The organism is Oceanimonas baumannii (assembly GCF_002245495.1).
Classification (GTDB): Bacteria; Pseudomonadota; Gammaproteobacteria; order Enterobacterales; family Aeromonadaceae; genus Oceanimonas; species Oceanimonas baumannii.
This window is the reverse complement of sequence record NZ_NQJF01000005.1, coordinates 133,027-158,015: the sequence shown is the minus strand read 5'-3', so window position 1 is coordinate 158,015 and position 24,989 is coordinate 133,027. Positions and strand designations below refer to the sequence as shown.

The 24,989-nt window shown below is 57.7% G+C and carries 21 protein-coding genes; 14 read left to right on the top strand and 7 right to left on the bottom strand.

Annotated features, from left to right (window positions below):
• Positions 1-162: 162 nt before the first annotated feature.
• Complete coding sequence (locus B6S09_RS07395) at positions 163-1,314, top strand: BCCT family transporter (protein ID WP_094277863.1); 1,152 nt, start codon at positions 163-165, stop codon at positions 1,312-1,314.
• A 320-nt stretch (positions 1,315-1,634) separates the two neighbouring features.
• On the opposite strand, the gene gbcB is transcribed toward B6S09_RS07395, so the two are convergent.
• The gene (gbcB, locus tag B6S09_RS07390; RefSeq protein ID WP_094277862.1) at positions 1,635-2,741 is read right to left on the bottom strand and encodes a glycine betaine monooxygenase reductase subunit; all 1,107 of its coding nucleotides are present in this window, start codon (positions 2,739-2,741) and stop codon (positions 1,635-1,637) included.
• A gap of 292 nt (positions 2,742-3,033) precedes the next feature.
• On the opposite strand from gbcB, the gene gbca reads away from it, so the two are divergent.
• Positions 3,034-4,305 carry a glycine betaine monooxygenase oxygenase subunit gene (gene gbca / locus B6S09_RS07385; RefSeq protein ID WP_094277861.1) on the top strand — a complete coding sequence of 424 codons (1,272 nt, stop codon included), beginning with the start codon at positions 3,034-3,036 and terminating at the stop codon, positions 4,303-4,305.
• A 1,223-nt stretch (positions 4,306-5,528) separates the two neighbouring features.
• On the opposite strand, the gene B6S09_RS07380 is transcribed toward gbca, so the two are convergent.
• Complete coding sequence (locus B6S09_RS07380) at positions 5,529-5,750, bottom strand: hypothetical protein (protein ID WP_134113970.1); 222 nt, start codon at positions 5,748-5,750, stop codon at positions 5,529-5,531.
• Between the two features lie 298 nt (positions 5,751-6,048).
• On the opposite strand from B6S09_RS07380, the gene B6S09_RS07375 reads away from it, so the two are divergent.
• Positions 6,049-7,632 carry a BCCT family transporter gene (locus tag B6S09_RS07375; RefSeq protein ID WP_166670287.1) on the top strand — a complete coding sequence of 528 codons (1,584 nt, stop codon included), beginning with the start codon at positions 6,049-6,051 and terminating at the stop codon, positions 7,630-7,632.
• 468 nt (positions 7,633-8,100) lie between these two features.
• Positions 8,101-9,153, top strand: coding sequence for a choline metabolism transcriptional regulator GbdR (gbdR, locus tag B6S09_RS07370; protein ID WP_094277859.1), 1,053 nt, complete (start codon positions 8,101-8,103; stop codon positions 9,151-9,153).
• A 627-nt stretch (positions 9,154-9,780) separates the two neighbouring features.
• On the opposite strand, the gene B6S09_RS07365 is transcribed toward gbdR, so the two are convergent.
• Positions 9,781-10,071: a GIY-YIG nuclease family protein gene (locus B6S09_RS07365; RefSeq protein ID WP_094277858.1), complete on the bottom strand. Its 291-nt coding sequence runs from the start codon at positions 10,069-10,071 to the stop codon at positions 9,781-9,783.
• 852 nt (positions 10,072-10,923) lie between these two features.
• Between B6S09_RS07365 and B6S09_RS07360 the strand changes: the two genes are divergently transcribed.
• The 9 genes from B6S09_RS07360 (at position 10,924) to B6S09_RS07320 (ending at position 20,685) form a co-directional block, all read left to right on the top strand.
• The gene (locus B6S09_RS07360; protein ID WP_094277857.1) at positions 10,924-11,904 is read left to right on the top strand and encodes a dipeptidase; all 981 of its coding nucleotides are present in this window, start codon (positions 10,924-10,926) and stop codon (positions 11,902-11,904) included.
• Positions 11,905-11,932: 28 nt separating this feature from the next.
• Positions 11,933-12,463, top strand: coding sequence for a 4-vinyl reductase (locus B6S09_RS07355; protein ID WP_094277856.1), 531 nt, complete (start codon positions 11,933-11,935; stop codon positions 12,461-12,463).
• Positions 12,464-12,760: 297 nt separating this feature from the next.
• Positions 12,761-14,824 carry a dimethylglycine demethylation protein DgcA gene (gene dgcA / locus B6S09_RS07350; protein ID WP_094277855.1) on the top strand — a complete coding sequence of 688 codons (2,064 nt, stop codon included), beginning with the start codon at positions 12,761-12,763 and terminating at the stop codon, positions 14,822-14,824.
• A 45-nt stretch (positions 14,825-14,869) separates the two neighbouring features.
• A complete protein-coding gene (locus tag B6S09_RS07345) occupies positions 14,870-16,810 on the top strand; it encodes a (Fe-S)-binding protein (protein ID WP_094277854.1) in 1,941 nt (646 codons plus the stop codon).
• Positions 16,803-18,020 (top strand): electron transfer flavoprotein subunit alpha, encoded by a 1,218-nt coding sequence (gene etfA, locus B6S09_RS07340; RefSeq protein ID WP_094277853.1) that lies wholly within the window; start codon positions 16,803-16,805, stop codon positions 18,018-18,020. Before B6S09_RS07345 ends, etfA begins: the two co-directional genes overlap by 8 nt.
• Positions 18,010-18,789 (top strand): electron transfer flavoprotein subunit beta, encoded by a 780-nt coding sequence (gene etfB, locus B6S09_RS07335; protein ID WP_094277852.1) that lies wholly within the window; start codon positions 18,010-18,012, stop codon positions 18,787-18,789. Before etfA ends, etfB begins: the two co-directional genes overlap by 11 nt.
• A gap of 152 nt (positions 18,790-18,941) precedes the next feature.
• Positions 18,942-19,100 (top strand): YqaE/Pmp3 family membrane protein, encoded by a 159-nt coding sequence (locus B6S09_RS07330; RefSeq protein ID WP_094277851.1) that lies wholly within the window; start codon positions 18,942-18,944, stop codon positions 19,098-19,100.
• A 24-nt stretch (positions 19,101-19,124) separates the two neighbouring features.
• Positions 19,125-19,892: an NAD(P)-binding domain-containing protein gene (locus B6S09_RS07325; RefSeq protein ID WP_094277850.1), complete on the top strand. Its 768-nt coding sequence runs from the start codon at positions 19,125-19,127 to the stop codon at positions 19,890-19,892.
• A 442-nt stretch (positions 19,893-20,334) separates the two neighbouring features.
• Positions 20,335-20,685: a DUF4112 domain-containing protein gene (locus tag B6S09_RS07320; protein WP_094277849.1), complete on the top strand. Its 351-nt coding sequence runs from the start codon at positions 20,335-20,337 to the stop codon at positions 20,683-20,685.
• Here the strand turns inward: B6S09_RS07320 and B6S09_RS07315 are convergent.
• The 4 genes from B6S09_RS07315 to B6S09_RS07300 form a co-directional block, all read right to left on the bottom strand.
• Positions 20,678-21,028 (bottom strand): DOPA 4,5-dioxygenase family protein, encoded by a 351-nt coding sequence (locus tag B6S09_RS07315; protein WP_094277848.1) that lies wholly within the window; start codon positions 21,026-21,028, stop codon positions 20,678-20,680. The genes B6S09_RS07320 and B6S09_RS07315 overlap by 8 nt on opposite strands.
• Positions 21,029-21,205: 177 nt before the next feature.
• Positions 21,206-21,688 (bottom strand): methylated-DNA--[protein]-cysteine S-methyltransferase, encoded by a 483-nt coding sequence (locus tag B6S09_RS07310; RefSeq protein ID WP_094277847.1) that lies wholly within the window; start codon positions 21,686-21,688, stop codon positions 21,206-21,208.
• Entirely contained in the window at positions 21,685-23,046 is a 1,362-nt protein-coding gene (locus B6S09_RS07305) for a DNA-3-methyladenine glycosylase 2 family protein (RefSeq protein ID WP_208321706.1), read from the bottom strand. The genes B6S09_RS07310 and B6S09_RS07305 overlap by 4 nt, the downstream gene beginning before the upstream one ends.
• 96 nt (positions 23,047-23,142) lie before the next feature.
• Positions 23,143-23,952: an AraC family transcriptional regulator gene (locus B6S09_RS07300; RefSeq protein WP_094277845.1), complete on the bottom strand. Its 810-nt coding sequence runs from the start codon at positions 23,950-23,952 to the stop codon at positions 23,143-23,145.
• A gap of 134 nt (positions 23,953-24,086) precedes the next feature.
• Between B6S09_RS07300 and B6S09_RS07295 the strand changes: the two genes are divergently transcribed.
• A complete protein-coding gene (locus tag B6S09_RS07295) occupies positions 24,087-24,974 on the top strand; it encodes a DMT family transporter (protein ID WP_243832803.1) in 888 nt (295 codons plus the stop codon).
• Positions 24,975-24,989: the final 15 nt, after the last annotated feature.

Here is a 24,989-nt window from a genome sequence, read left to right as displayed (position 1 = left end):
TACGCCTCGGGTCGCAATGGGAACATTCCGATCCTGTCCTGCCTCTACAGTGATATGTTAATTGAACGTTCAATTAATGAGGGGCGAAATAAGAAACACATACAGGGTTACCATGCGTTTGAGCATGCATTGATTGATGGAACCAACAAAAGAGGATTCTCCATGGATATGGTGTTGTCTGTTGCTATTGTGCTGACACTGGCCGCGTCGGCCTGGGTATTGCTGCGTTACGGTCGGGTGCGTTGCCGGGGCGAAATGCCCACCTCCCTGTTTACCTTTATTGCCATTCTGTTTACCTCGGGCCTGGATGTGGGCCTGGTGATGTTTCCGCTGACCGAATTTCCCGTTTATGCCAGTGAACCGGAATATGGCTTTGCCAATCCGCTGGCTATCGAGTTCGGCTTCTGGGGCTTTCTGGTCTGGGCCTTTTACTTTCTGACGACCTTTTACTTCGTGCTGGTTGAGCCCAAGGTACGCTTGTTTGAGCTGCCGTTGATCAAGTTCATCAACAACCTGGTGATCATTGGTACCTGTGCCTTCACCGGCTATCTGTTCCTGAGTTACCTGCCAGATTACATTGACGGCATTCCGGCCGCCCTGCGCTACGGTCTGGTGGCCCTGGTGGTGCTGTGTGCCGTCTGGTCGAGCTCGGACGTGCGTTATGTGAAGTTTCTGAGTGTGGCGTCAACCTGGTTGTTTGTGGTGCTGATTGGTTTTATGTGGTGGAATTCGGGCTCTGGACCGGTGGAGCTGGGAAGTACCGTAGCCGGCATCGGTGAATATTTTGCCAACATTCATGAGTTTGTTACTCCTATTACCGACTATCATGCTTTTTACCTGTTCTGGTGGTTCTCCTGGAGCATTATGATCGGCCAGTTTGTGGCCCGCTTTTCCGGTGGTCTGCTGGCCTGGCAGTTGTGCATTGCCATGCTGGTGGTGCCTTCCATTCCCATTGCCATCTGGTTCTCGGTACTGTACCTGCACTTCAGCCACACCATTGCCATTGGCGGGCCGCTGAAGCTGGGGATGGTGGTAGTCGGGGTGATCTTTGTAATCAACTCGCTCGACTCGCTTATCCGCTTGTATACCACCAACCTTAATCTGGAGCCTGACCGGGTTGGCTTGCCGCGCTATGTGGCCAGCAACTGGATACTGATGTTTGGCCTGGTTCTGTTGTTTCAGTTCACGCCGCTTAAGATTGAATGGATAGGCCTGGTGGTGATTGGCTTGTATGCCCTGATTGCCGTTTTGCTGTGGCAGCGGCGTCACCAGCCCCTGGTGATTGCTGCACCGGCAGCGGCCAGAAACGGCTAGCCGGACCTTCACCGATGGAACCAAGGGCCGCACATGCGGCCCTTTCTGTTTTAATCCTGCCTGTTATGCTCGTTGCCGTTATCCGGCATCTGTGCTCAGTCCCCCTTACCCTGGTTGACCCTGACAGGCGGAAGGGCAGTGGTGCTTGTGATGGCGGAGAGCCGGGCATGGTACTGCACCGCCGGCCGCAATTACCCCAATAATGGGGGGGAAGGGATAAAAAAGCGGCAGCGTGAAGACGCAAAAAAGCCTGAGCCAATATAGCCGGCTCAGGCAAAATGGGCGGACCTGTAAGTCCCTTCGAACAGGTTTAGCCGTACTTAAAACGCCACATCCACATCACCCTCGGGCACGCTGCAGCAGCTCAGCACATAACCGTCGGCAATATCTTCGTCGGTAATGCCGCCATTGTGCTCCATGCTGACCTGCCCTTTGGTAACTTTAACTTTGCAGGTGCCGCAAATGCCCATGCCGCAGGCCTTGGGAATGTGCAGGCCCACCTGGGCGGCGGCGCTGTGCAGGGTTTCGCCGGGTAAAATGCTGGCCTGTAAATCGCTTTCCAGGAAAGAGATACTTAACCGATCCTCGGTGCGCTCCAGCTCCTCTGCCAGCTCTGATGCTTCCTGTGCCAGCTGCTCGACGTCTTCGATGACCTCAACCGGTGTCGCACCGAAGCTTTCTTCGTGATAGTGCTCCATGTCGAATCCGGCATCCTGCAGCAGGTTGCGTACCGCCTTCATATAAGGGGCCGGACCGCAGCAAAACACTTCCCGCTCCATAAAGTCGGGGGAAAGCTGGGCCAGCATGGTGCGGTTCAGGAAGCCCCGGTATCCGCTCCAGGTTTCGCCGATATCAGTACGCTCACAAATCAGGCTCAGCTGAATATTGGGTAACCGTGAGTCCATGTGCTGCAGTTCACGGTGAAACACCAGATCTTTAGGGGTGCGGGCACTGTGTACAAACTGAATATCCACCTCGGCATTGGTATCAAACCACCAGCGCAGCATCGACATCACCGGAGTAATGCCGACGCCACCGGAGAGCAGCAATACCTTCTCGTTGGGAAAGTCGATGCAGTTGAAATTACCCACAGGGCCATGAACGGCCAGGGCGTCGCCTTCCTTCAGGTTGTCGTGCAGCCAGTTTGATACCACGCCACCCGGTACCCGCTTGACGGTGATGGAGAAGCTGTAGGGAACCGAGGGTGAAGAAGCGATGGTGTAACTGCGCATGACCGTCTGTTCGTCAATTTCCAGCTCCAGGGTAACGAACTGGCCGGGTTTGAAGAAAAACAGCAGCGGGTTTTCTGCGGTAAAGCAGAAAGTGCGTACATCCCAGGTTTCCTGAATCACGCGCACACAGCGCACCGGGTGGCGACCATTACTCCAGGTCTGAGTATTAATGGGGGATAAGAAGTCCTGATTCATCGCTGTTCTCCGATGCGCGTTGAATGAATAACCCGTTTCTTTATGCGGCTCATTTTTGATGAGAACGGACCAGCAGAATTGCCTGAAAACGACATGGATATATCCGTTCCCCCCGCCTGGAGACGGGGGCATCCCTGTCCTGGCCGGGCAGGTCGGAAACAGGCGTGGCAGGCGTCGCTTTCAGGCAATCCGGATCGCATAACCTTGGTAACAATGAGGTCAACTGTGACCACCGGCAGTGAGCCGTCAGTGGGATTTTACGCACTTGATAAATATGAAGGAGGCAAGACAGATGGAGCAGATCAACACCACCCTGATAGGTAGCCAGCTTGGCGATACTGTTCAGTTGCTGCGTCAGCGTCGGCCGGGCTATTCCCTTCCTCAGGCCTGTTACAATAGCCCGGAAGTGTTTGCCGCCGACATGGAGCAGATTTTCTGCAAGGAATGGCTGTATGTGGGGCTGACCTGTGAGATTCCCCAGCCGGGCAATTTTATTACCCTGGAAGTGGGTAATAACCCCATAACTATCGTGCGTAACAAGCAGATGGAGGTGCAGGCGTTTCATAATGTGTGCCGGCACCGGGGATCGCGTATTTGCCTGCCCAAGCAGGGCAAGGTTGCCAAGATGGTCTGTCCTTATCACCAGTGGACTTATGAACTGGATGGTGAGTTGCTCTATGCCGGGAATGATATGGGAGATCAGTTCAATAAAGCGGATTTCCCCCTGAAAAAAGTGCATACCAAAACCGCCGGCGGCTATATCTTTATCAGCCTGGCCGACGAGCCGCCTGCTATTGACGATTTTCTTGCTGAGCTGGCCCGTTATCTGGAGCCCTACGATCTGGAGAATGCCAAGGTGGCGGTGCAGTCCGAAATTCTGGAAGACGCCAACTGGAAGCTGGTGATTGAGAACAACCGCGAGTGTTATCACTGTGCCGGCTCACATCCGGAACTGCTTAATACCTTGCTGGAGTGGGACGATACCACCGATCCTCGCGCCAGCGATGCCTTCAAGGCTCACGTTGCGCGCAAAGCGGAAGAGTGGGATGCCGAAGGTATTCCGCATGAACACGTTTCTTTCGGTTTGCGCAACCGCATGGTGCGTATGCCGCTGGCCGAAGGCAAAGTGGCCATGACCATTGATGGCAGCCCGGCCTGTGCAAAAACGCTGGGTCGGGTGCAGAACCGGGATCTGGGATCATTGCGGATTCTGCATCTGCCCAATTCCTGGAACCATGGCCAGGGTGACCACCTGATCACTTTCCAGGTCATTCCGGTGGGCCCTCAGAAGACCAAAGTGATCACCAAATGGGTGGTACACAAGGATGCAGTGGAAGGTGTGGATTACGATGTTGAAAAACTGCGCCGGGTATGGGACGCCACCAATGCCCAGGACCGGGCTCTGGCCGAGGAGAACCAGCGCGGCATTAACTCCATGGCGTATGAGCCGGGCCCGTATTCGCCCACCTATGAATTCGGGGTGGTCAACTTTGTTGACTGGTATGCAGATACTTTTGTGGCCAATGCCGAGGGACAGCGGCTGTCGGTGAAACTGCCGGAGTAAGCAGACTTCGTATCAGCAGAAAGGGGAGCCAGTGGCTCCCCTTTTTTGTTTTGCCGCTACCGCGAATGAATGTTATCCCGATGCAGGCGGGGCCACACCTTGATGCAGGTTGGACACTGTAGTCCCCCGGATCTTCGCTTTTGCGGAGATGACCAAGGTTTGGAAAGTCGCCGTCGCTCCCGCGAAGGCGGGGCCCATACGGATCTGCAGACAACGCTGGGGATTCAGGTTAGTGCACTATGCTCTGGATGCCCGTACGCACGGGCATGACAAGAGTGGTTCCGTTGCTCCCGCGAAGGCGGGAGCCCAGTGCAGATCTGCAGACAACGCTGGGGATTCAGGTCAGCGCACCATGCCCTGGACGTCCGTACGCACGGGCATGACAAATAGGTCGTCGCTCCCGCGAAGGCGGGAGCCCAGTGCGGTTCTGCAGACAACGCTGGGGATTCAGGTCAGTGCACTATGCCCTGGATACCCGTACGTACGAGCATGACAAGAGTGGCTCCGTCGCTCCCGCGAAGGCGGGAGTCCAGTGCAGATCTGCAGACAACGCTGGGGATTCAGGTCAGCGCACCATGCCCTGGATGCCCGTCTGCACGGGCATGACAAGAGTGGTTCCGTCGCTCCCGCGCAGGCGGGAGCCCAGTGCGGATCTGCAGACAACGCTGGGGATTCAGGTCAGTGCACTATGCTCTGGATGCCCGTACGCACTGGCATGACAAGAGTGGTTCCGTCGCTCCCGCGAAGGCGGGAGCCTAGTGCAGATCTGCAGACAACGCTGGGGATTCAGGTCAGTGCACCATGCCCTGGATGTCCGTACGCACGTGCATGACAAATAGGTCGTCGCTCCCGCGAAGGCGGGAGCCCAGTGCGGATCTGCAGACAACGCTGGGGATTCAGGTCAGTGCACTATGCTCTGGATGCCCGTACGCACGGGCATGACAAATAGGTCGTCGCTCCCGCGCAGGCGGGAGCCCAGTGCAGATCTGCAGACAACGCTGGGGATTCAGGTCAGTGCACTATGCTCTGGATGCCCGTACGCACGGGCATGACAAGAGTGGTTCCGTCGCTCCCGCGAAGGCGGGAGCCCAGTGCGGATCTGCAGACAACGCTGGGGATTCAGGTCAGTGCACTATGCCCTGGATGCCCGTACGCACGGGCATGACGGGGTTAAGTTTTGTTATCTTCGCGAAGGCGGGAGCCCAGGCAGGGGGCCTGACTTTCTACCTCAAACTCTTCTCCACCAACGCCAGTACGTCCGGGTGCAGCAGGGCCCGCTGGGCCAGCAGAACCTCCAATCGTTCCCGCCACAGAGCGCCCTCGGGGCCGCTCAGTGTATCTGCCAGCAGGGCAGAGCAATCGGCCAGCCGCACCGGGGGCGTCAGGCCCCAGGCTTGCAGCCGGGAGAGGAAATCCTGCTGGTCAATAAGATCGCTGATCATCATGGTTCAGGCCCTTTCAATTGACAAAAGCTCAGGCTAATACCGGTCGGGAATAACGGCAAGAGCAGTTGCGACATGCTGTCGCAATGAAAACAGAGTGTGACGTTCGGGACGGGACTGGTTAATTAGATGTCGCATTGGGGAAGTTTTAATCAGCCGTTAGCTGTTGTTATAGGAACCGGTAGTGCACCGTTTATGCCTTTACGGGCGGGCGGTAATACCTGCAGTCGCGACCTGACCACGGGAGCAAGGTGGTCAAATCGCGTCTGATTTATAACTAATCCGACGGAGATCTCTTGCTATGGTTGGCAAAGACGGAATTTTGAAAGGAATGAGTCCGGCGGCAACGATCAGCTCCATGTTGATCGTTACCCTGTTTGTTTTGGGCGGTGCCCTTTACCCGGATTCTGCTGCCGGTTTGTTTGATACCGTATCAGGCGGCATATTGTCTAATTTCAAGTGGTACTACATCGCCATTGTGGCACTGATGCTGGTGTTCTGCGTGGTGCTGGCCTGCAGCCGGTTTGGCCGGCTGCGTCTGGGCAGTGATGACTCCCGGCCGGAATATGGCCTGTTTTCCTGGTTTGCCATGTTGTTCAGTGCCGGCATGGGGATAGGTCTGGTGTTCTGGTCTATCGCCGAACCTATTTACCACTTTCAGAGCAACCCCTTTATCACTGAGGGACTGACGCCGGAAGCAGCAGAAGTGGCGATGCGACTGACCTTCTTCCACTGGGGCCTGCATCCCTGGGCGATTTATGTGGTGGTCGGGCTGGCGCTGGCATATTTTTCCTACCGGCAGAATTTGCCGCTGACTATCCGCTCGGCATTGTATCCGCTGATTGGTCAGCGTATTTATGGCTGGATGGGACATACCGCCGATACCCTGGCGGTATTCGGCACCGTGTTTGGTGTGGCCACATCCCTGGGCCTGGGGGTCAGCCAGATTAACACCGGCCTGAACCACCTGTTTGGTATTGAAGTGAATATCACCAATCAGCTGGTGCTGATTCTGGTTATCTCTGCTATTGCCACTGTGTCGGTATTGTCCGGTATCGGCCGGGGGGTGAAGTGGCTGTCAGAGATTAATATCTGGCTGACAGTGGCAATCCTGCTGTTTTTGCTGGTGTACGGTCCGACCCGCTACCTGCTTCAAAGTTATGTGCAGGGCGTGGGGGATTACCTGGCTCATGTTGTTCCGCTCAGCACCTGGACCGACGCCAGCAAAGACGGTCAGTGGCAATCATGGTGGACAGTATTTTACTGGGCCTGGTGGATGTCCTGGTCTCCGTTTGTCGGCATGTTTATTGCGCGTATTTCCAAGGGCCGGACCATCCGCGAGTTTATCTGCGGTGTATTACTGGTGCCAACGCTGCTGGGCATGCTGTGGCTGACCTTGTTTGGAGGCTCGGCCCTTTACCTGGAGCTGACTCAGACCGTGACCAATGCGGCAGGTGAAGTAACAGCGGCCATCGGCCAGGCCGGAGTGGTAACGGCGGTCACCGAAAACGTGACCACTGCGCTCTATGCCACACTGACGCTGCTGGACGACGGCGCTATGGGTTACCTGGCCTCGGTACTTGCAACGGTGCTGGTTGCGCTGTATTTCATCACTTCGGCCGACTCCGGTACCCTGGTGGTCACGACTATTCTGTCGATGGGGAATGAGCATCCGCCCCGTAGCCAGCGAGTGCTGTGGGGCATGGCGGTCGCTGCCGTGGCGGCTATTCTGATGCTGGCGGGCGGGCTTAAGGCCTTGCAAACCGCCGCTATTATTGCCGCTTTTCCGTTTTCAGCGGTGATCATGATAATGATGTGGGGGCTGTTCCGGGCGTTACATCAGGAAATGCCGGTTGAAGAACCGGTGACTGTACCGGTGAAGTAGCTTCTGCCTGCCGGTTCTGCACGATAAGGGAGCAAGGCGCTGCACCGGTGCGCTGTAATGGGGAACCTTGATGTAGCCGTTTTGTTTCATAGTAAACCTTATTGTTAACATTTATCTCTTTCAGCCTAAAAAAGCCGTCCCGAAGGGCGGCTTTTTTATTGTTTGGTTGAGTGAATACTTATGGCATGAAAGTTGCCCGTAACTCTACTTAACTCCATGTGGTAACGGAATTTTAAAGGGAGGGGCAAGGCATGAAGGGGCTTAATTTGTTACTTATGAGCCGAGTCACAATGTGTTTACATTTTTACGGTGGCATCGACGTTAAAGATACTTAATAACGTCCTGTTGTTATATATTGTTTAAATGTTTGCATAACTGATGTAAATGATGTCGTCGTGATAACGCTGGGTTGTCAGCAACAGTTCGGAGGTAACTCCTCTGACTGCAGCGGAGGCAGGAGGAAGAGCAATGAGTCAGGTACAACGTGTCGGTTTTTTGCTGGTGGAAAACTTCACCATGATTTCCCTGGCGTCGGCCATTGAGCCGTTGCGTATGGCCAACCAGCTGTCGGGGAAAGCCTTGTACGAATGGGTGATGCTGACGGAAACCGGCGCACCGGTACGGGCCAGTGACGGTGTTCAGGTTACGCCGGATCATGCCATTCACGACTGTGGTCATCTTGACATGATGCTGTTGTGCGGTGGGGTCGGGGTTGCTAATGCCCGCAGCCGCCCACTACGCAGCTGGTTGCAGCAGCTGGCTCATCGCAAGGTCAAGCTGGGGGCCGTCTGTACCGGCAGCTTCTTACTGGCTGATGCCGGTGTGCTGGAAGGCTATCGCTGCACCATTCACTGGGAATACATGGCCGCTTTTCAGGAGGCCTTTCCCCGTCAGGAAACCAGTAATGCCCTTTATTGTATCGACCGTGACCGGCTGACCAGCAGTGGCGGTACCGCGCCCATCGACATGATGATGCACCTGATTGAAAAAGAGCACTCCAGCGCTCTCAGTACCGCCATTTGCGATATGTTCCTGTGCGAGCGCATTCGCGATGGTCAGGAAGAGCAGAAAGTGTTACTGCGTCACCTGGTAGGGCCGGCCCAGCCCAAACTGGCAGAGGTCGTTGCGCTGATGGAAGCGAATCTGGAAGAGCCCATTACTCTCGACGAACTGGCCCATTATGTAGGGCTGTCACGGCGGCAGGTTGAACGGCTGTTTCAGCGTCATGTGAAGTGCTCACCGTCGCGTTATTACCTGAACCTGCGTCTGAAGCGGGCCCGCCAGTTGCTGCGCCAGACGTCACTGGCGATCATTGATATTGCCACGGCCTGTGGGTTTGTATCCATGCCCCATTTCAGCAAATGCTACCGGGAATGCTTCGGCGTGCCACCCCGGGACGATCGCTCGGGGCGTCCTGCACCGGCGGTGGTACAGGCCACGCCGGATTTGTCCGACATTACACTTAACCAGTGTTTTGACACCGCCCGTGGGGAGCCAACGTTCGCCTCGGTGACGCTCTGATAGTGGCTTGTTTGGTCATGCCCGTGCAGAAACGTCATCCCCGCGAAGGCGGGGGCGACGAGGGAAGTGCTGGGCGGACGTTTGTGTGCTAGTGCGACGTTTTCCCCGTCATGCCCGTGCAGACGGGCATCCAGAGCATAGTGCGCTGACCAGAATCCCTAATGTTGCCTGCAGATCCGCACTGGGCTCCCGCCTGCGCGGGAGCGACGAGGGGGATACGGGGCGACGTTTGTGTGCCGGAGCGACGATTTCCCGTCATGCCCGTGCAGACGGGCATCCAGAGCATAGTGCGCTGACCAGAATCCCTAATGATGTCTGCAGATCCGCACTGGGCTCTCGCCTGCGCGGGAGCGACGAGAGGGATGCGGGGGCGGACGTTTGTGTGCCGGAGCGACGATTTCCCGTCATGCCCGTGCAGACGGGCATCCAGAGCATAGTGCGCTGACCAGAATCCCTAATGTTGCCTGCAGAACCGCACTGGGCTCCCGCCTTCGCGGGAGCGACGAGGGGGATGCGGGGGCGGTTTGTGTGCCGGAGCGACGTCTTCCTTGTCATGCCCGTGCAGACGGGCATCCAGTGCACTATGCTCTGGCATTGAGTACTACGGCAGGCTGCAGAAATGGCAGCTCAAATAATCTCCTCCCACAAATCCCGCCAGCCGGGGTTCTGTACTTCAATCAGTCGTATTTTCCAGGCCCGCTTCCATTTCTTGAGCTGCTTCTCGCGCGTGATGGCAGAATACATATCGTCGTGAAGCTCAAAGTAAACCAGCCAGTGCAGCCCGTAACGGGCTGAGAACCCTTCCACGGCTCGTTGCCGATGCTGCCAAATCCGCTGCACCAGATTGCTGGTGACCCCGATATAAAGCGTGCCGTTACGCTGGTTGGTCAGCATATAGACCGCCGGCTGTTTATGCATGGCGATGACCCGATATAAAGAGGGTGCTTTCCAGTTTAGCTGGTGGATGGAGGGAATATCCTCTTTCCGTCATGCCCGTGCAGAAACGTCATCCCCGCGAAGGCGGGGGCGGGCATCCAGGGCATGGAACACTGAGCTGAATCCCTAATGTTGCCTGCAGAACCGCACTGGGCTCCCGCCTTTGCGGGAGCGACGAGGGGTATGCGGGGCGACGTTTGTGTGCCGGAGCGACGTCTTCCTTGTCATGCCCGTGCAGACGGGCATCCAGGGCATGGGGCACTGACCAGAATCCCTAATGATGTCTGCAGATCCGCACTGGGCTCTCGCCTGCGCGGGAGCGACGAGGGGTATGCGGGGGCGGACGTTTGTGTGCTAGTGCGACGTTTTCCCTGTCATGCCCGTGCAGGCGGGCATCCAGGGCATGGTGCACTGACCAGAATCCCTAATGTTGCCTGCAGAACCGCACTGGGCTCCCGCCTTCGCGGGAGCGACGAGGGGGGTGCGGGGGCGGACGTTTGTGTGCCGGAGCGACGCTTTCCCGTCATGCCCGTGCAGACGGGCATCCAGGGCATGGAACACTGAGCTGAATCCCTAATGTTGTCTGCAGATCCGCACTGGGCTCCCGGCTCCACGGAAGCGACGAGGGAGGGCGGGGACGGGTATCCAGCGCATGCAGCACACCACGCTGACTCCGCAGAAATGCACGGCTTTCCGTATTCCATATAAACCATGACGTTTTTGAGTATGCCTCCGTCGTTTTCAGCCACAGCGCACGGTGGCGTGCGGGCTAGACTGCCTCTGAATTCGGTGAGTCAGACATCACCGTGTAACAGATGCAAGGAAGGTCCGGCTATGCAAAACGCAGCAGAATTACACAACCAGGCCATCGTTATCGACGGTCTTATTATCGCCAACTGGGGGCGGGAACTGTTTGAAGACATGCGCCGTGGCGGCCTGACTGCCGCCAACTGCACTGTGTCGGTATGGGAAGGGTTTCAGGCCACGGTGAACAACATCGCCGCCTTTAACCGCCATTACCAGGAACACGCCGACCTGATCCGCCCGGTACGTACCACCGCCGACATTCTGGCCGCCAAGGAAGAAGGCCGCACCGGCATTATCCTTGGCTTCCAGAACGCCCATGCGTTTGAAGATCAGCTGGGTTATGTGGAAATCTTCAAGCAACTTGGCGTAGGCATCGTGCAAATGGCCTACAACACCCAGAACCTGGTAGGCACTGGCTGTTACGAGCGCGACGGTGGTCTGTCAGGGTTCGGTCGTGAAGTTGTGGCCGAGATGAACCGGGTTGGCATGATGTGCGACCTGTCTCATGTGGGTGCCAAGACCTCAGAAGAAGTGATCCTCGAGTCCAAAAAGCCGGTGTGCTACTCCCATTGCCTGCCCGCCGGACTGAAGGATCACCCGCGTAACAAGTCGGACCAGGAGTTGCGCTTTATTGCCGAGCACGGCGGCTTTGTGGGGGTGACCATGTTTGCGCCCTTCCTGAAAAAGGGCATTGAGTCCACCGTGGATGACTATGTTGAAGCCATTGGCTATGTGCTGGATCTGGTGGGTGAAGACGCCATCGGCATCGGTACCGATTTTACCCAGGGCCACGATCAGGACTTCTTCGAATGGCTGACCCACGACAAAGGTTACGCCCGCCGGCTGACCCGCTTTGGCGAAATCATCAACCCGGAAGGCATCCGCACTATTGGTGAGTTCCCGAACCTGACCGAGGCGTTGCTGCGTAATGGCTATTCCCCGCGTCTGATTGAAAAAATAATGGGTGGTAACTGGGTCCGCGTTCTCAAGGACGTCTGGGGCGAATAACACAGCAAGGAAGCAAGGGAGAATCACAATGTCAGTACATGCACCTGAAATGCCGATAGAAGTGGACACCGATACCGGTGTCTGGACCACCGACGCCCTGCCCATGCTGTATGTGCCGCGTCACTTTTTCGTTAATAACCACATGGCCATTGAGGAAGAGCTGGGCCCTGAGCGCTATGCCGAGATCCTGTATAAGGCGGGCTACAAGTCGGCCTGGCACTGGTGTGAAAAAGAGGCCGAGTGTCACGGCATCAGTGGTGAGGCGGTGTTTGAGCATTATATGAAACGCCTGTCCCAGCGGGGCTGGGGTCTGTTCACCATTGAGCAGCTCGATATTGCTGCCGGCACCGCCCGGGTTCGCCTGGACCATTCAGCCTTCGTTTATCAGTACGGCAAGGTAGAGCGCATGGTGGATTACATGTTCACCGGCTGGTTTGCCGGCGCCATGGATCAGATTGCTCAAAGCCTGGGCTATCCGGTGCGCACTCAGGCCCGTCAGGTGCAAGGCGCGTCCCAGAGTGGGTGCGATTACGGTCTGTTTGAGGTGAGCCCGCTGTAAGGCTTCTGGCCCGAGCCGCCTGGGGCATGGACTCCCGCCTGCGCGGGAGTGACGGAAGGGGCGCGGGAGTGACGAGAGGGGACGTGGGAGTGACACCCTAGCCGTCATGCCCGCGAAGGCGGGCATCCAGGGCGGAATGCACGGGTTCAGGCTCTGGGGTTGCCCGTATGGACTCCCGCCTGCGCGGGAGTGACGGAAGGGGCGCGGGAGTGACAAACAATAGCAGGCGCTCACAGGAGCGGTTTTAATTTTCAGCGGGCCGGTTCAAGGCACGCAGCAGTACAAGAGGATTCCAGGATGGGACAGTTCGACGCCTTGTTTCAACCCATGAACATCAACAAGCTCACCATTCGTAACCGGGTGGTGAGCACGGCGCATGCCGAAGTGCATGCCACCGACGGTGGCATGACCACCGATCGCTATGTGAAATATTATGAGGAAAAGGCCAAGGGTGGCCTGGGTCTGGCCATTTGTGGCGGCTCCAGCGTGGTGTCGATCGACAGTCCCCAGGCCTGGTGGAGTTCGGTTAACCTGACCACCGACCGTATTATTCCCTATTTCAAGAATCTGTCTGATGCCATGCACAAGCACGGCGCCAAGATCATGATTCAGATTACCCACATGGGACGCCGGTCCCGCTGGGATGGCTACAACTGGACCACTCTGCTGTCGCCCTCCGGCATCCGTGAGCCGGTGCATCGTGCCACCTGTAAAACCATTGAGCCGGAAGACATTCAGCGCATTATCGGCGACTTCGCCCAGGCTGCACGCCGGGCCAAGGAAGGTGGTCTGGACGGGGTGGAAGTGTCTGCCGTACACCAGCATCTGATCGATCAGTTCTGGAGCCCGCGGGTCAACAAGCGCACCGATGAATGGGGCGGCAGCTTTGAAAACCGCATGCGCTTCGGTCTGGAAGTGCTCAAGGCCATTCGTGCCGAAGTGGGCCCCGACTTTGCTGTGGGCATGCGCATCTGTGGTGACGAATTTCATCCCGATGGCCTCAGTCACGACGACATGAAGCAGATCGCCAAATACTACGACGACACCGGCATGGTGGATTTCTTTGGCGTGATCGGCTCCGGTTGCGACACCCACAACAGTCTGGCCAACGTGATCCCGAACATGAGCTATCCGCCCGAGCCCTTCCTGCATCTGGCGGCGGGCATCAAGGAAGTGGTCACCGTGCCGGTGATCCACGCGCAGAACATCAAGGATCCCACACAGGCCCAGCGCATTATTGAAGGCGGCTATGTTGATTTTGTGGGCATGACCCGGGCGCATATGGCCGATCCGCATCTGATTGCCAAGATAAAACTGGGTCAGGTGGATCAGATCCGCCAGTGCGTTGGTGCCAACTACTGTATTGACCGTCAGTATCAGGGGCTGGACGTGCTCTGCATTCAGGCACCGGCCACCTCCCGCGAATACATGGGTATGCCTCATATTATTGAGAAAACCGACGGCCCTATCCGTAAGGTGGTGGTGGTTGGGGGCGGCCCCGGCGGCATGGAAGCGGCCCGGGTGGCGGCCGAGCGTGGCCATAATGTGGTGCTGTTTGAGAAAGCTCCCGAACTGGGTGGTCAGATCACCCTGGCGGCCAAGGCCCCGCAGCGGGATCAAATTGCCGGTATTACCCGTTGGTATGCCCTGGAGCTGGCCCGTCTCAAGGTGGATCTGCGTCTGAACACCGCTGCCGACTTACCTGCCATCATGGCCGAGCAGCCCGATGCCGTGATCCTGGCCGTAGGCGGAACCCCCTTCCTGGAGCAGGTTCCTGAGTGGGGCGCCGACGAAGGCCTGGTGGTAAGCAGCTGGGATATCCTGTCCGGCAAGGTTGAGCCGGGCAAGAACGTGCTGGTATACGACACCATCTGCGAATTCTCCGGTATGTCGGCGGCCGATTATCTGGCCTCCAAGGGCAGCCTGGTGGAGCTGGTGACCGACGACATCAAGCCCGGCGCGGCCATTGGTGGTACTACCTTCCCCACCTATTACCGTTCGCTGTATGAGCGTGAGGTGATCATGACCTCCGATCTGGCGTTGCACAAGGTGTACCGCGAGGGCGACAAGCTGGTGGCGGTGCTGGAAAACGAATACACCTTCCAGAAAGAGGAGCGGGTGGTGGATCAGGTGGTGGTGGAGAACGGCATTCGTCCCGACGAGCGCCTCTACTACGAGCTGAAGGGCGATGCCGTGAACAAGGGCCAGATTGATCTGGAGGCCCTCTATGACGGCAAGCCCCAGCCGGCGCTGGCCCAGCACGGCCAGGGTTACCTGCTGTATCGCCTGGGTGACTGCGTGTCTCAGCGCAACACCCACGCCGCCATCTACGACGCCCTGCGTCTGTGTAAAGACTTCTGAGTCAGGGGCCGGGGGTAACAACCCCGGCCCTGTGAGGTGCCCGCTATGTTCGAGCCTGTGATCCCTTATTTGTTAACGCTGGCCTTTGCCCTGGCCGCCATCGGTGCCCTGCGCCGGGTGCGGCTGTGGCGTCGGGGCCAGACCAGCCCCGTGCCCTTCTGGCAAGGGCTGGCCGCCATGCCGCGTCGCTATCTGGTGGATCTGCACCATGTAGTGGCGCGCGACAAGTATATGTCCAATACCCATGTGGCCACCGGCGGCGGCTTTGTACTGGCGCTGGTACTGGTGGTGCTGGTGCACGGCCTGGGCCTGCACAGCGCCTGGCTGGTGTGGCCGCTGCTGGGAGCCAGCCTGCTGATGACCGTTGGTGCCCTGTTTGTCTGGCATCGCCGGCGCAAGCCTGCCAGTGAACTGCCCAACTCCCGGCTGTCGCGCGGCCCCTGGCAGCGCTTGCCGAAAAGTCTGCTGGCGTTCTCGCTGGGCTTTTTTATTGCCACCCTGCCGGCCACCGGCATTTTCCCCGCAGGCACCGGCAGCACCCTGCTGGGCCTGGTATTACTGGCGGTATGCGCCTGGGGCCTGGGTGAGCTGGTGTTTGGCATGGCCTGGGGCGGACCCATGAAGCACGCCTTTGCCGGTGCCCTGCACCTGGCCTTTCATCGTCGTCCGGCCCGCTTTGGCGGCGGTCGCGATACCGGCCTGAAAGCGCTCGACCTGAGTGCCGACAAGCTGGGCGTGGAGAAGGTGACCGACTTTAAATGGAACCAGCTGCTCGGCTTCGACGCCTGTGTGCAGTGCGGCCGCTGCGAAAGCAAATGTCCGGCCTATGCCGCCGGCCAGCCACTCAACCCCAAAAAGCTCATTCAGGACATGGTGATCAGCCTCGCCGCTCAGGAAGAAGTGGGTTACCGCGGCAGCCCCCATCCGGGCCAGGAAAACGCCGCCCGCACCGGTTGCCCCGACAAGCCGCTGGTGGAAAGCATGCTCGACAGCCAGACGCTGTGGTCGTGCACCACCTGCCGTGCCTGTGTGGAAGAGTGCCCGATGATGATTGAGCACGTGGATGCCGTGGTAGACATGCGTCGTTATCTGACTCTGGAGCGGGGCCAGACCCCGGGCAAGGGCCAGGAAGTGCTGGAAAACCTGATCGCCACCGACAACCCGGGCGGCCTGGCACCGTCCAGCCGCAGTCACTGGGCGGCGGATCTCAGTATTCCGCTGATGAAAGAAGTTGGCGAAGTCGATGTGCTGCTGTGGGTGGGTGACGGTGCCTTCGACATGCGCAACCAGCGTACACTGCGAGCCCTGGTGAAGCTGCTGCGCGCCGGTGGCGTGGACTTTGCCTACCTCGGCAACGAGGAGCTGGACTCGGGCGATCTGGCCCGCCGGCTGGGCGATGAAGCCACTTTCCAGCGGTTGGCGAAAGTCAATATTCAGACCCTCGGCAAGTACCGCTTTAACCGCATGGTAACTGCCGATCCGCATTCGTTGCAGAGCCTCGGCACCGAATATGCCGAGCTGGGTGGTGACTATACCGTGCTGCACCACAGCGAGCTGCTGGCCGAGCTGCACCAGCAGGGCAAGCTGGCATTCAGCAATGGTCAGAGTGGCACGCTCACCTACCATGACCCCTGTTATCTGGGCCGTTACAACGGTGTTTATGACGCGCCCCGCTACCTGCTTGACCAGCTGGGCTTTGCCCGCACCGAGATGGATCGCAGCGGTTTCCGTTCCCGTTGCTGCGGTGGTGGGGGTGGTGCGCCGGTCACCGATATTCCCGGTGAGCGCCGCATTGCTGACATGCGCATGGACGACGCCCGGGCGGTGGACGCCGGGCTGATGGCGGTAGCCTGTCCGCAGTGCACCCTGATGATGGAAGGGGTAGTGGAGCCGCGGCCCGAGGTGAAAGACATTGCCGAGCTGCTGCTGGACGCTCTGGTTCAGCCTGCCACCCAGCCGCGCGAGAAGGAGGAAGCCCATGTCTGACATTATTCGCAAGGATCCGCGTCTGGCCTGGATTGCCCGTAACCGGTTACATCCGCGCCACACCGAGCTGAGCGGCCAGCCTCAGCGTGGCCCCACCGGGTTGCTGCGCAAGAACCCGCGCCCTCAGTGGCAATACGGCCCCAGCGGTTTGCGCCGGCTGGACCGCCTTAACATGCATAGTGCCGCCGGGGTGACCTCTCTGGTACGCAAGGCCAGCGAGCAAGCGGCACTGCCGCTGCACCAGGTAGACAATCCGCAGCATTACATTGCGGTCTGGCTGCCGCTGTCCGGCGGCCGCCTCACGGCCCATGGCAAGGACGTGCTGGGCCTGGCCCAGCAACTGGCTGCGGTTCAGCATCAGACCACTGCGGTGCTCGGGCTGGTGTGTGGTGAGCTGAAAGAAAGCATCGATGAAGCGGGCGTCGACCGGTTGCTGCAACTGGACGGGGTGGACGGCTATCAGCCGGAAGCCTGGGCCGAGTTGTGCCTGCAGGCCGACAGCGACTATCAGCCGTTGCACTGGCTGCTGCCCGATGCCGGCGAGTCGGCGGAACTGGGCCGGCGGCTGGCGGTAGCCCTGGGTGAACGCCCGGCTACCGGGGTGTGGAAATGGGAAGGCGAGCAGATTATTGCCCGCAGCGGTGCCGGCCACCAGGACATTGTCCGGCCGCTGTGCCGGGTTATGCTGGCACTGGAAGAGTGTGCCATGCCCTGCACCGAATACCGTTATGAAGCGCTGCCGGTCAGTCTGGAAGTGGAAACCCTGCCCGCCGCCCGGGTACAGGATCAGGGCCGGGTGGCGGTGGATCCTGCCGACATCCCCCTGGCTGAGGCCGAGTTTATTCTGTCTGCCGGCAACGGCGTGCACGACTGGGAGCAGTTTCATCAGGCTGCCACCCTGTTGGGGGCAGCTGAAGGTGCCAGCCGGGTGGCGGTGGACGACGGCTTTATGCCACGTAACCGTCAGGTGGGTGCGACCGGTACCTGGGTGAGTGCCCGGGTTTATATCGCCGTGGGGATTTCCGGTGCCGTGCAGCATTTACAAGGCATTGGCAAGGTGGAAAAGGTGGTGGCCATTAACCAGGATGCCGACTGCGATATGGTCAAGCGGGCCGGGTTGAGCGCCATTGGCGACAGCGGTGAAATTCTGGCGGCGCTGGTGGCCCTGGCCTCAGCCCAGCCGGCGGGGGAGGTAAGTGATGCAGCCTGAGAAGATAAATATTGCGGTGCTGGTCAGTGAAGGCCGGCATCCGGTGTCGGGTCGTGCCCGTCGCGCCCTGCAGGATGCCTGCGCTCTGGAGCTGGCCTTTGCTCTGGGGGGAGAGCTGGACGTGATCCATGCCGGCGATCCGCAACATCCGGCCCTGCACGACTACCTGGGCATGGGGCTGGAGAAACTGACCGTGCTGCGTCAGGCTCCGGATGACGACGCTCTGGCCGTGCTGGCCCCTTATCTGGACGAGCTGCAGCCCGATTTGCTGCTGACCGGCATTCACGCTGAGCAGGGAGAAGGCTCGGGCATGCTGCCTTATCTGCTGGCCGAGCATCTGGGCTGGCCACTGGTCACCGGCATTGCCGCCATCGAAGCCATTGAAGGCGATCAGGTCACCCTGCTGCAGGCGTTGCCGAGAGGCCAGCGCCGGCGCATTACCACGCAGCTGCCACTGGTGGCCAGTGTGGATGAAGCCGCCGCCAGCCCCCGTCAGCTTGCCTTTGCCCGGGCCCGGCGCGGTGAAATTGACGAGCAGCAACCGGGTGCTTCACGGCGCGATGCTGACAGCAACCGCTGGCAATGGCAGGACGCCAAACCCAGGCCCAAACGCCTGAAAGTGGCCCGCGCCAAAACTGCCGCTGACCGTTTTAAACAGGCCACCGCCAAGGCCCAGGGAGGCAAGGGACAGATTATCCGCAACGACCCCCAGGCCGCCGCCCAGGCCATTTACGACCTGCTGGTGGAGGAGGGGGTACTGCGCAAATAGAAGTTTGTCTTGGGGAAGACACGATAACCACGCCGGCCATGCCGGCGTTTTTTATTGTAGGACGATAAATGACCGGTCTTTCGTGACGGGCGCTTTGTCTTGCAACGGCTCTGGGTTACCCTGCTTCTGACACTTTTTAAAAGGATCCCGTTATGGATTTAATCAGAATACTTATTGCCATCCTGTTGCCGCCGTTAGGCGTACTGCTGCAGGTGGGCCTTGGCAAGCATTTCTGGATTAACATCATCCTGACCCTGCTCGGCTACATACCGGGCATTGTGCATGCGGTGTGGGTGATAGCCAAAAAATAAGCTGACGGATTCGAGGAGCAAGGCATGGGAACACCCGCACTTGGCATGTTAGGCGTTGGCCACCTGGCAACCTATACGGTGAAGGGGCTGCGTAATGGGGGAGACACCCGGCGCATTATCCTGAGCCCGCGCAATGCACAGGCAGCAAGCCTGCTGGCCGAACAGTGTCAGTGCGAGGTTGCCGGCTCCAATCAGGCGGTGGTAGACGGCAGCGAGATCATAGTGCTGGCGGTACGGCCCGAGAGTCTGGCGCAGCTGCTGGAGGGACTGATCTTCAGGCCTGGCCAGCGGGTGATTTCAGTGATGGCCGGCGTGTCGTTACAGCAGTTGCGGCAATATCCGGCCTTGCAGGCAGTCACCCTGGTGCGTGCCCTGCCGCCGGCCAGTGTAGAGGTCGGAGCCGGACCTGTGCCGCTTTTCCCGGCGGACGAGACTGTCGTCACCCTGTTTGGTGCCATGGGCAAAGTGATTGTGCTGGAGTCGGAAGCCCTGTTTGATGTGGCTCTGGCCCATGGTTGCCTGCATGGCTGGAGTTACTTTCTGGTGCAGCAGCTGATTGACTGGAGCCGGGAGCAGGGCATGAGCAAAGAGGCTGCCAGGCAAATGGTGGTACATTCCATTGGCAGTGCGCTGGCACTTGCTGAATCCCGCCCCGAACTCGACTACGGCGACATTGGCAACGGCATTGCCACGCCCGGCACTTTTACCCTGAAAGGCATTGAGCAGATCCGCGCAGCCAATGGCCTGCAAGCCTGGTGTGATGCGATGGAGACGGTCAGCAAACCGGAATAACACCGGGAAAAGTATCTCATCCCGTTATACCGTTCTTCCCAAGAAGGAACGTCATTCCCGCCCTCTTAATGGTCACTCCCGCCCTCTTAATGGTCATTCCCGCGAAGGCGGGAATCCAGAGCAGGCAACACCAAACCTGCTCTATACCTCGTCATCCCATGGAGACGGGAACCCATTCCTCAGATGGTGCTATTGGCTGAAAGCATGCACTTCTGCCCTGGGCTCCCGCTTCCGCGGGAGCGACGGAGAATGGCCAGATACGTCTTAATAGCCACTTCCGCCCTCTTAATAGTCATTCCCGGCCTCTTAATGGTCATTCCCGCGAAGGCGGGAATCCAGGGCAGGCAACACCAAACCTGATCCCGGGCACTCTCCACAAGGCTACAAATTCATTCCAAACAAGGTCAAACTAGCCGCATTACATCATCCAGATCCAAAATCCATGCCCACCCAAACTCCCAACCAGCAAGAAACCCGCGCAAAACTCGACCGCCTGGCCTGGCTGCTGGACAGCGCCATTCGCCTGCCCGGCGGTTTACGCATTGGTCTGGATGGCATGATGGGGCTGATACCCGGGGTAGGGGATCTGGCTGGCGCCCTGTTCTCAAGCTATATCTTGCTGCAGGCCGCGCGCATGAAAGTGCCCGTCAGTGTGCTGGCCCGTATGGCCTTTAACATACTGCTGGAGCTGGTTATCGGCAGTATTCCGGTACTGGGCGATCTGTTCGATTTTTTCTTCAAGGCCAACCGGCGTAATGTGCGATTGATGGAAAAATATCTGGCGGCTAACTGAACATACGCAAGTCCAGCTCTTCTGCCTCACCCAGCCAGTAGGCATGCGTGGTGTGATCTGCCAGGTCGTCACCGGTATCGGCATGCACCAGCACACTCAGATCGCCCCGGTTCTGCTCCAGCCAGTGAATAAAGCGGTCAAAGTCGGCATCGGTGAACTTGATCTGACAACTCCACTGGGGGTGCGGCCCCACCGGTTTTTGATGAATGCGGCCGACCTCCAGTGAAAACAACGCTGCAATGCGCTGGCACAGTGAGGTGGCAAACATCAGTGTGTCGGCATCAAAATAAACATGGGCATGATAGGCATCGTGCAGATTAACGGGTTTTCTTGCTGTGGTCATATCATTCATTCTTAATGGTGAAAGGGGATAGCTGGGGTCACGCCAAGCCGCTGGGGTGGCATTTATGGGGGCAGCGCATGGTCAATACAGGTTCTCTGGTCACGTCCAGAAACACTCAATGCTCGGTTGTTTAACCCGTCCCGAATTTGAAAGGAGGAAGATATACAGTCCCCTCTGCTATTCTTCAAGCGCTTGCTCAAGGTTCAACAATTTTTTCTTTCGTTCTACACCACCGGCATATCCGGTCAACTTGCCATTTTTTCCGATAACTCGATGGCATGGAACAATCACTGATATGGGGTTTTTACCATTTGCCAGACCAACAGCACGCACCGCTTTGGGGTTGCCCACTGCATTTGCAAGCTCCTGATAGCTCCATGTTTTACCGTATGGAATGGTAGTAAGGGCTTGCCATACCTGCATTTGAAACGGTGTCCCTTTTGCTGCAAGTGGCAACGAAAAATCGTTCCTGTTACCGCAGAAATACTCGCTCAGTTGTGTGGCAGCGGTCAGAAGTATGGGGTCGTGTTCATCAAACTTACCCAAGTTTTCAGGCTGTGTGGTTTGCGTTTCAAACCATGCTCCAAGCAATCCTTCCTGGTTTGCTTGAATCGTCATTTTTCCAAGCGGGGTATCAATGATTGTGTAGACAGTGTTCATGCGTGGCTCCAACAATGAAAAGTGGCGTAACTCCCCCATGGAGACACGCTGTCAGTGGTAATAGCAGGAAACTTCGTTATCGCTTTCTTCACCACCAGATCTCCTGCTAAAAAACAGTTTGGCTCGGATGCCCCTCTAAGGCGTGCATAATTGACGGTCCAAGGGCCAATTCCCTTAATCTGGAGCCATTGCTCGGGCGTGCTTTCAGGATTCTCAGTCACAAAGCGGGCAAAACGTGCCAATGTCTCTTTTCGGCTTTGAGGCATTCGCAGAAAGCTCAAATCCGCTTGGCTCACTTCCTCTGGTGTTGGAAAGTGGCTGACCCCATTGGGCTGCAGAGTGTGAACCAGCAGATTCAGCTGACCCATTGCCGCTTTGATGGAGACCTGCTGCCCTAAAATTGCGCGCACTCCCGCTTCCCAAGTGTTCCAGACCCCCGGGATCCGAATGCCAGTACGTTGAATAAGCTGAGGGGCAACCTGGCTCAGTTGTTGCTCGATGTGCAGGATATCGGTATCTAAATCAAACATCCGCCTTAGCTGATTTACCAGTGGTTTAAGTTGACGGGTGTCCTCCAGGTTAAACTCGACCCTCATCACACCTGTTTTTACCGGATAAATCCTGAACCAGCCCGGGTTATTCGCGAGCGTAAATGAACGCTGGTAGCTTGTATTATCTATGGATTCGATGCCGTTAATCGCCCTGAGCCGATAAAAGTCCAGCATATGTGGCCAATCCAGCGCCCCTTTAAACGCAAGATCGATATAGCTGACCTCCGTGTAAGCTTGTTCGTCCTTACGCACCTGACTTGGCGTTAACCTGATCACCTTCTTAAATGCATCATTGAATCGTCTGATACTCTGAAATCCGCTGGCAAAAGCGATCTCTGAGATCGGCAAAGAACTGGAATGAATAAGCTGTTTGGCAAACATCAATTGGTGATACAGCGCATATTGCTTGGGAGACATGCCTAAATGCCCCTGAAACAATTGCCTGAGATAACGATCGCTAATGCCAAGCCGGTCTGACAACGCCGCCAGACTTGTCGTTTGTAATTCACCACGTTCAATGAGTTGCAAGGCTCTCAGAAAGGTTGTCTCTACCCCTTTCCAGGCCCAAGAGCTTGGCGCGCTGTCCGGACGACACCGCAAACAGGGGCGATAACCCGCCTGCAGCGCCTGGGCTTTATCCAGAAAATACTCAACGTTCTCTTCTCTGGGTAAATTCGCCGGGCATATCGGCCGACAAAATATCCCTGTCGTTTTCACTGCAATATAGAAACGACCATCAAATCGTGCGTCTCTCGCCATTCGAGCGCTTTGGAACTCTTTTAACGCCGAAGGTGATAGCTCTGCCACGCTCATACCCCTGCTATGTAAAGGTCACAGAGCAAGTTTACCCCAATCACTTTGCCAAACTAGCCATTTCCGGAACTCAATAACGCTGGCGATGAACTATGGCCGAGGCAGGGCGGCGGCATTGCCCTGAGCCAGCTGCTGCCTGTACGCCTGTGGCGTGCAGCCGGCATATTTGCGAAACAGGCTGATAAAGGGGGAGGTTTGATGATACCCGAGTGTCAGCGCCACTTCCTTTACCGAAATGGCCTGGCGCAGCAGCTGCAGCCCATGAATAAAACGGTAGCGCTGTCGCCACTCAATAAAACTCATTCCCAGCTGTGACTGGCACAAGCGGGCCAGCGTGCGTTCCGTGGTGCCAAGGGCATCAGCCCAGGCTGCAAAGCGGCGTCCGCCCTCGGGCATGGCTTCCAGCTCGGCGGCGATGGTCTGCAACAGAGGATGATCCGTTACCGGCAGAAAGGGCTGCACTTCCCGGGCCTGGCTCAGTTGATCCAGCAATACGCTCAGCAGCCTTTCGTCTGCGGGGGTCTGTGCCAGCTCTACGCCTCTGAGGTTCAGATCTGCCAAAATGGCCTCGGTTATCGGGCTCAGCTCCAGCAGGCAGGTATGATCAGGCAGCCTGGCGGCCAGTGCGAGCGGCACATTCATGCAGCTGTATTGTACGCAGCGGCGCATGTAACTCTCGTGTTTCACCCCCGGCGGGATCCAGATGCCGCAGTGCGACAGCGACATAAACCGTTGCTCCTCGGCGACCAGCTCCATCAGGCCACCCCGGCTCAACTGCAGCTGTCCCCATTGATGATTATGGATGGGCGTGAGTGTGTCGGGTGAGAAGTGTTGGTAGTAGAAGAAAACCTGACTGCCGTCTCCCGGATGCTGCTCCGGAGGCTGATAGATATTGGCCATTGGTGAATGTCCGAACGCGAATTGACGATGTCTGATAGCAGATATATGTATCACATAAGACGTGAAATAATCAGTGTCGTCTTATCCAGCCCGGTTCATGAATTGAGCCTGGCTCGTCGCTGAGGAGTCCTGTTTTGTATCTGTTTCCCTTATTGGCCGTGGTCATCTGGGCCGGCAACAGTCTGGTCAATAAATTATCTGCCGACGTTATTGCTCCGGAAGCCATCTCCTTCTATCGCTGGGCTTTTGCGCTTCTGGTATTAACGCCTGTGCTGCTGCCGGGTGTGTGGCGGCGTCGTGCCATGATACGCCCTCAGCTTGGCAAACTGGCGGTGCTGGCGGCGCTGGGCATGGTACTGAACCAGAGCCTGGCGTATTTTGCCGCAGCAACCACCAGCGCGACCAATATGGCACTGATCACCTCGCTGGTACCGGTGATCAGTCTGTTGCTGGCGGTGCCATTGCTGGGGGCCCGGCTGTCCAAACTGGCGCTGCTGGGCGCCTTTATTTCTTTTGGCGGTTTGCTGTTTATGCTGGGTAAGGGCAATCTGTCCGGGCTTGCCACCTCGGTTGTGCCTGGCGATCTTCTGCTTCTGCTGGCTGCTGTGGTCTACGCCCTTTACGGCCTGTTGCTGAAACGCTGGTCGCTGCAGCTGCCAACCTGGGATCTGCTGTATATGCAGATCCTGATTGCCGTGGTGCTGCTGTCTCCGCTGCTGCTTATTGCCAGTGACATCAGCATCAGCCAGGCCTCACTGCCGCTGATTGCCTATGCCGGCATCTGTGCCTCCATTCTGGCCCCCTGGGCCTGGATCAGGGCCATTGCCCTGCTGGGAACAGAACGCACCGCCATTTTTATGAACCTGATGCCGGTGTTTACCGCGGTACTGGCATCCACCCTGCTGGATGAGCAGCTGGGGGTGCCCCATTACGTGGGAGGAGCCCTGGTGCTGACCGGTGTCAGTCTGGTGCAGTATCGTGCCAGACGCCCCGGTGTTGAGCTGAAGGCGCAAGCGGGTTAGAAAAGTATCAGGGGA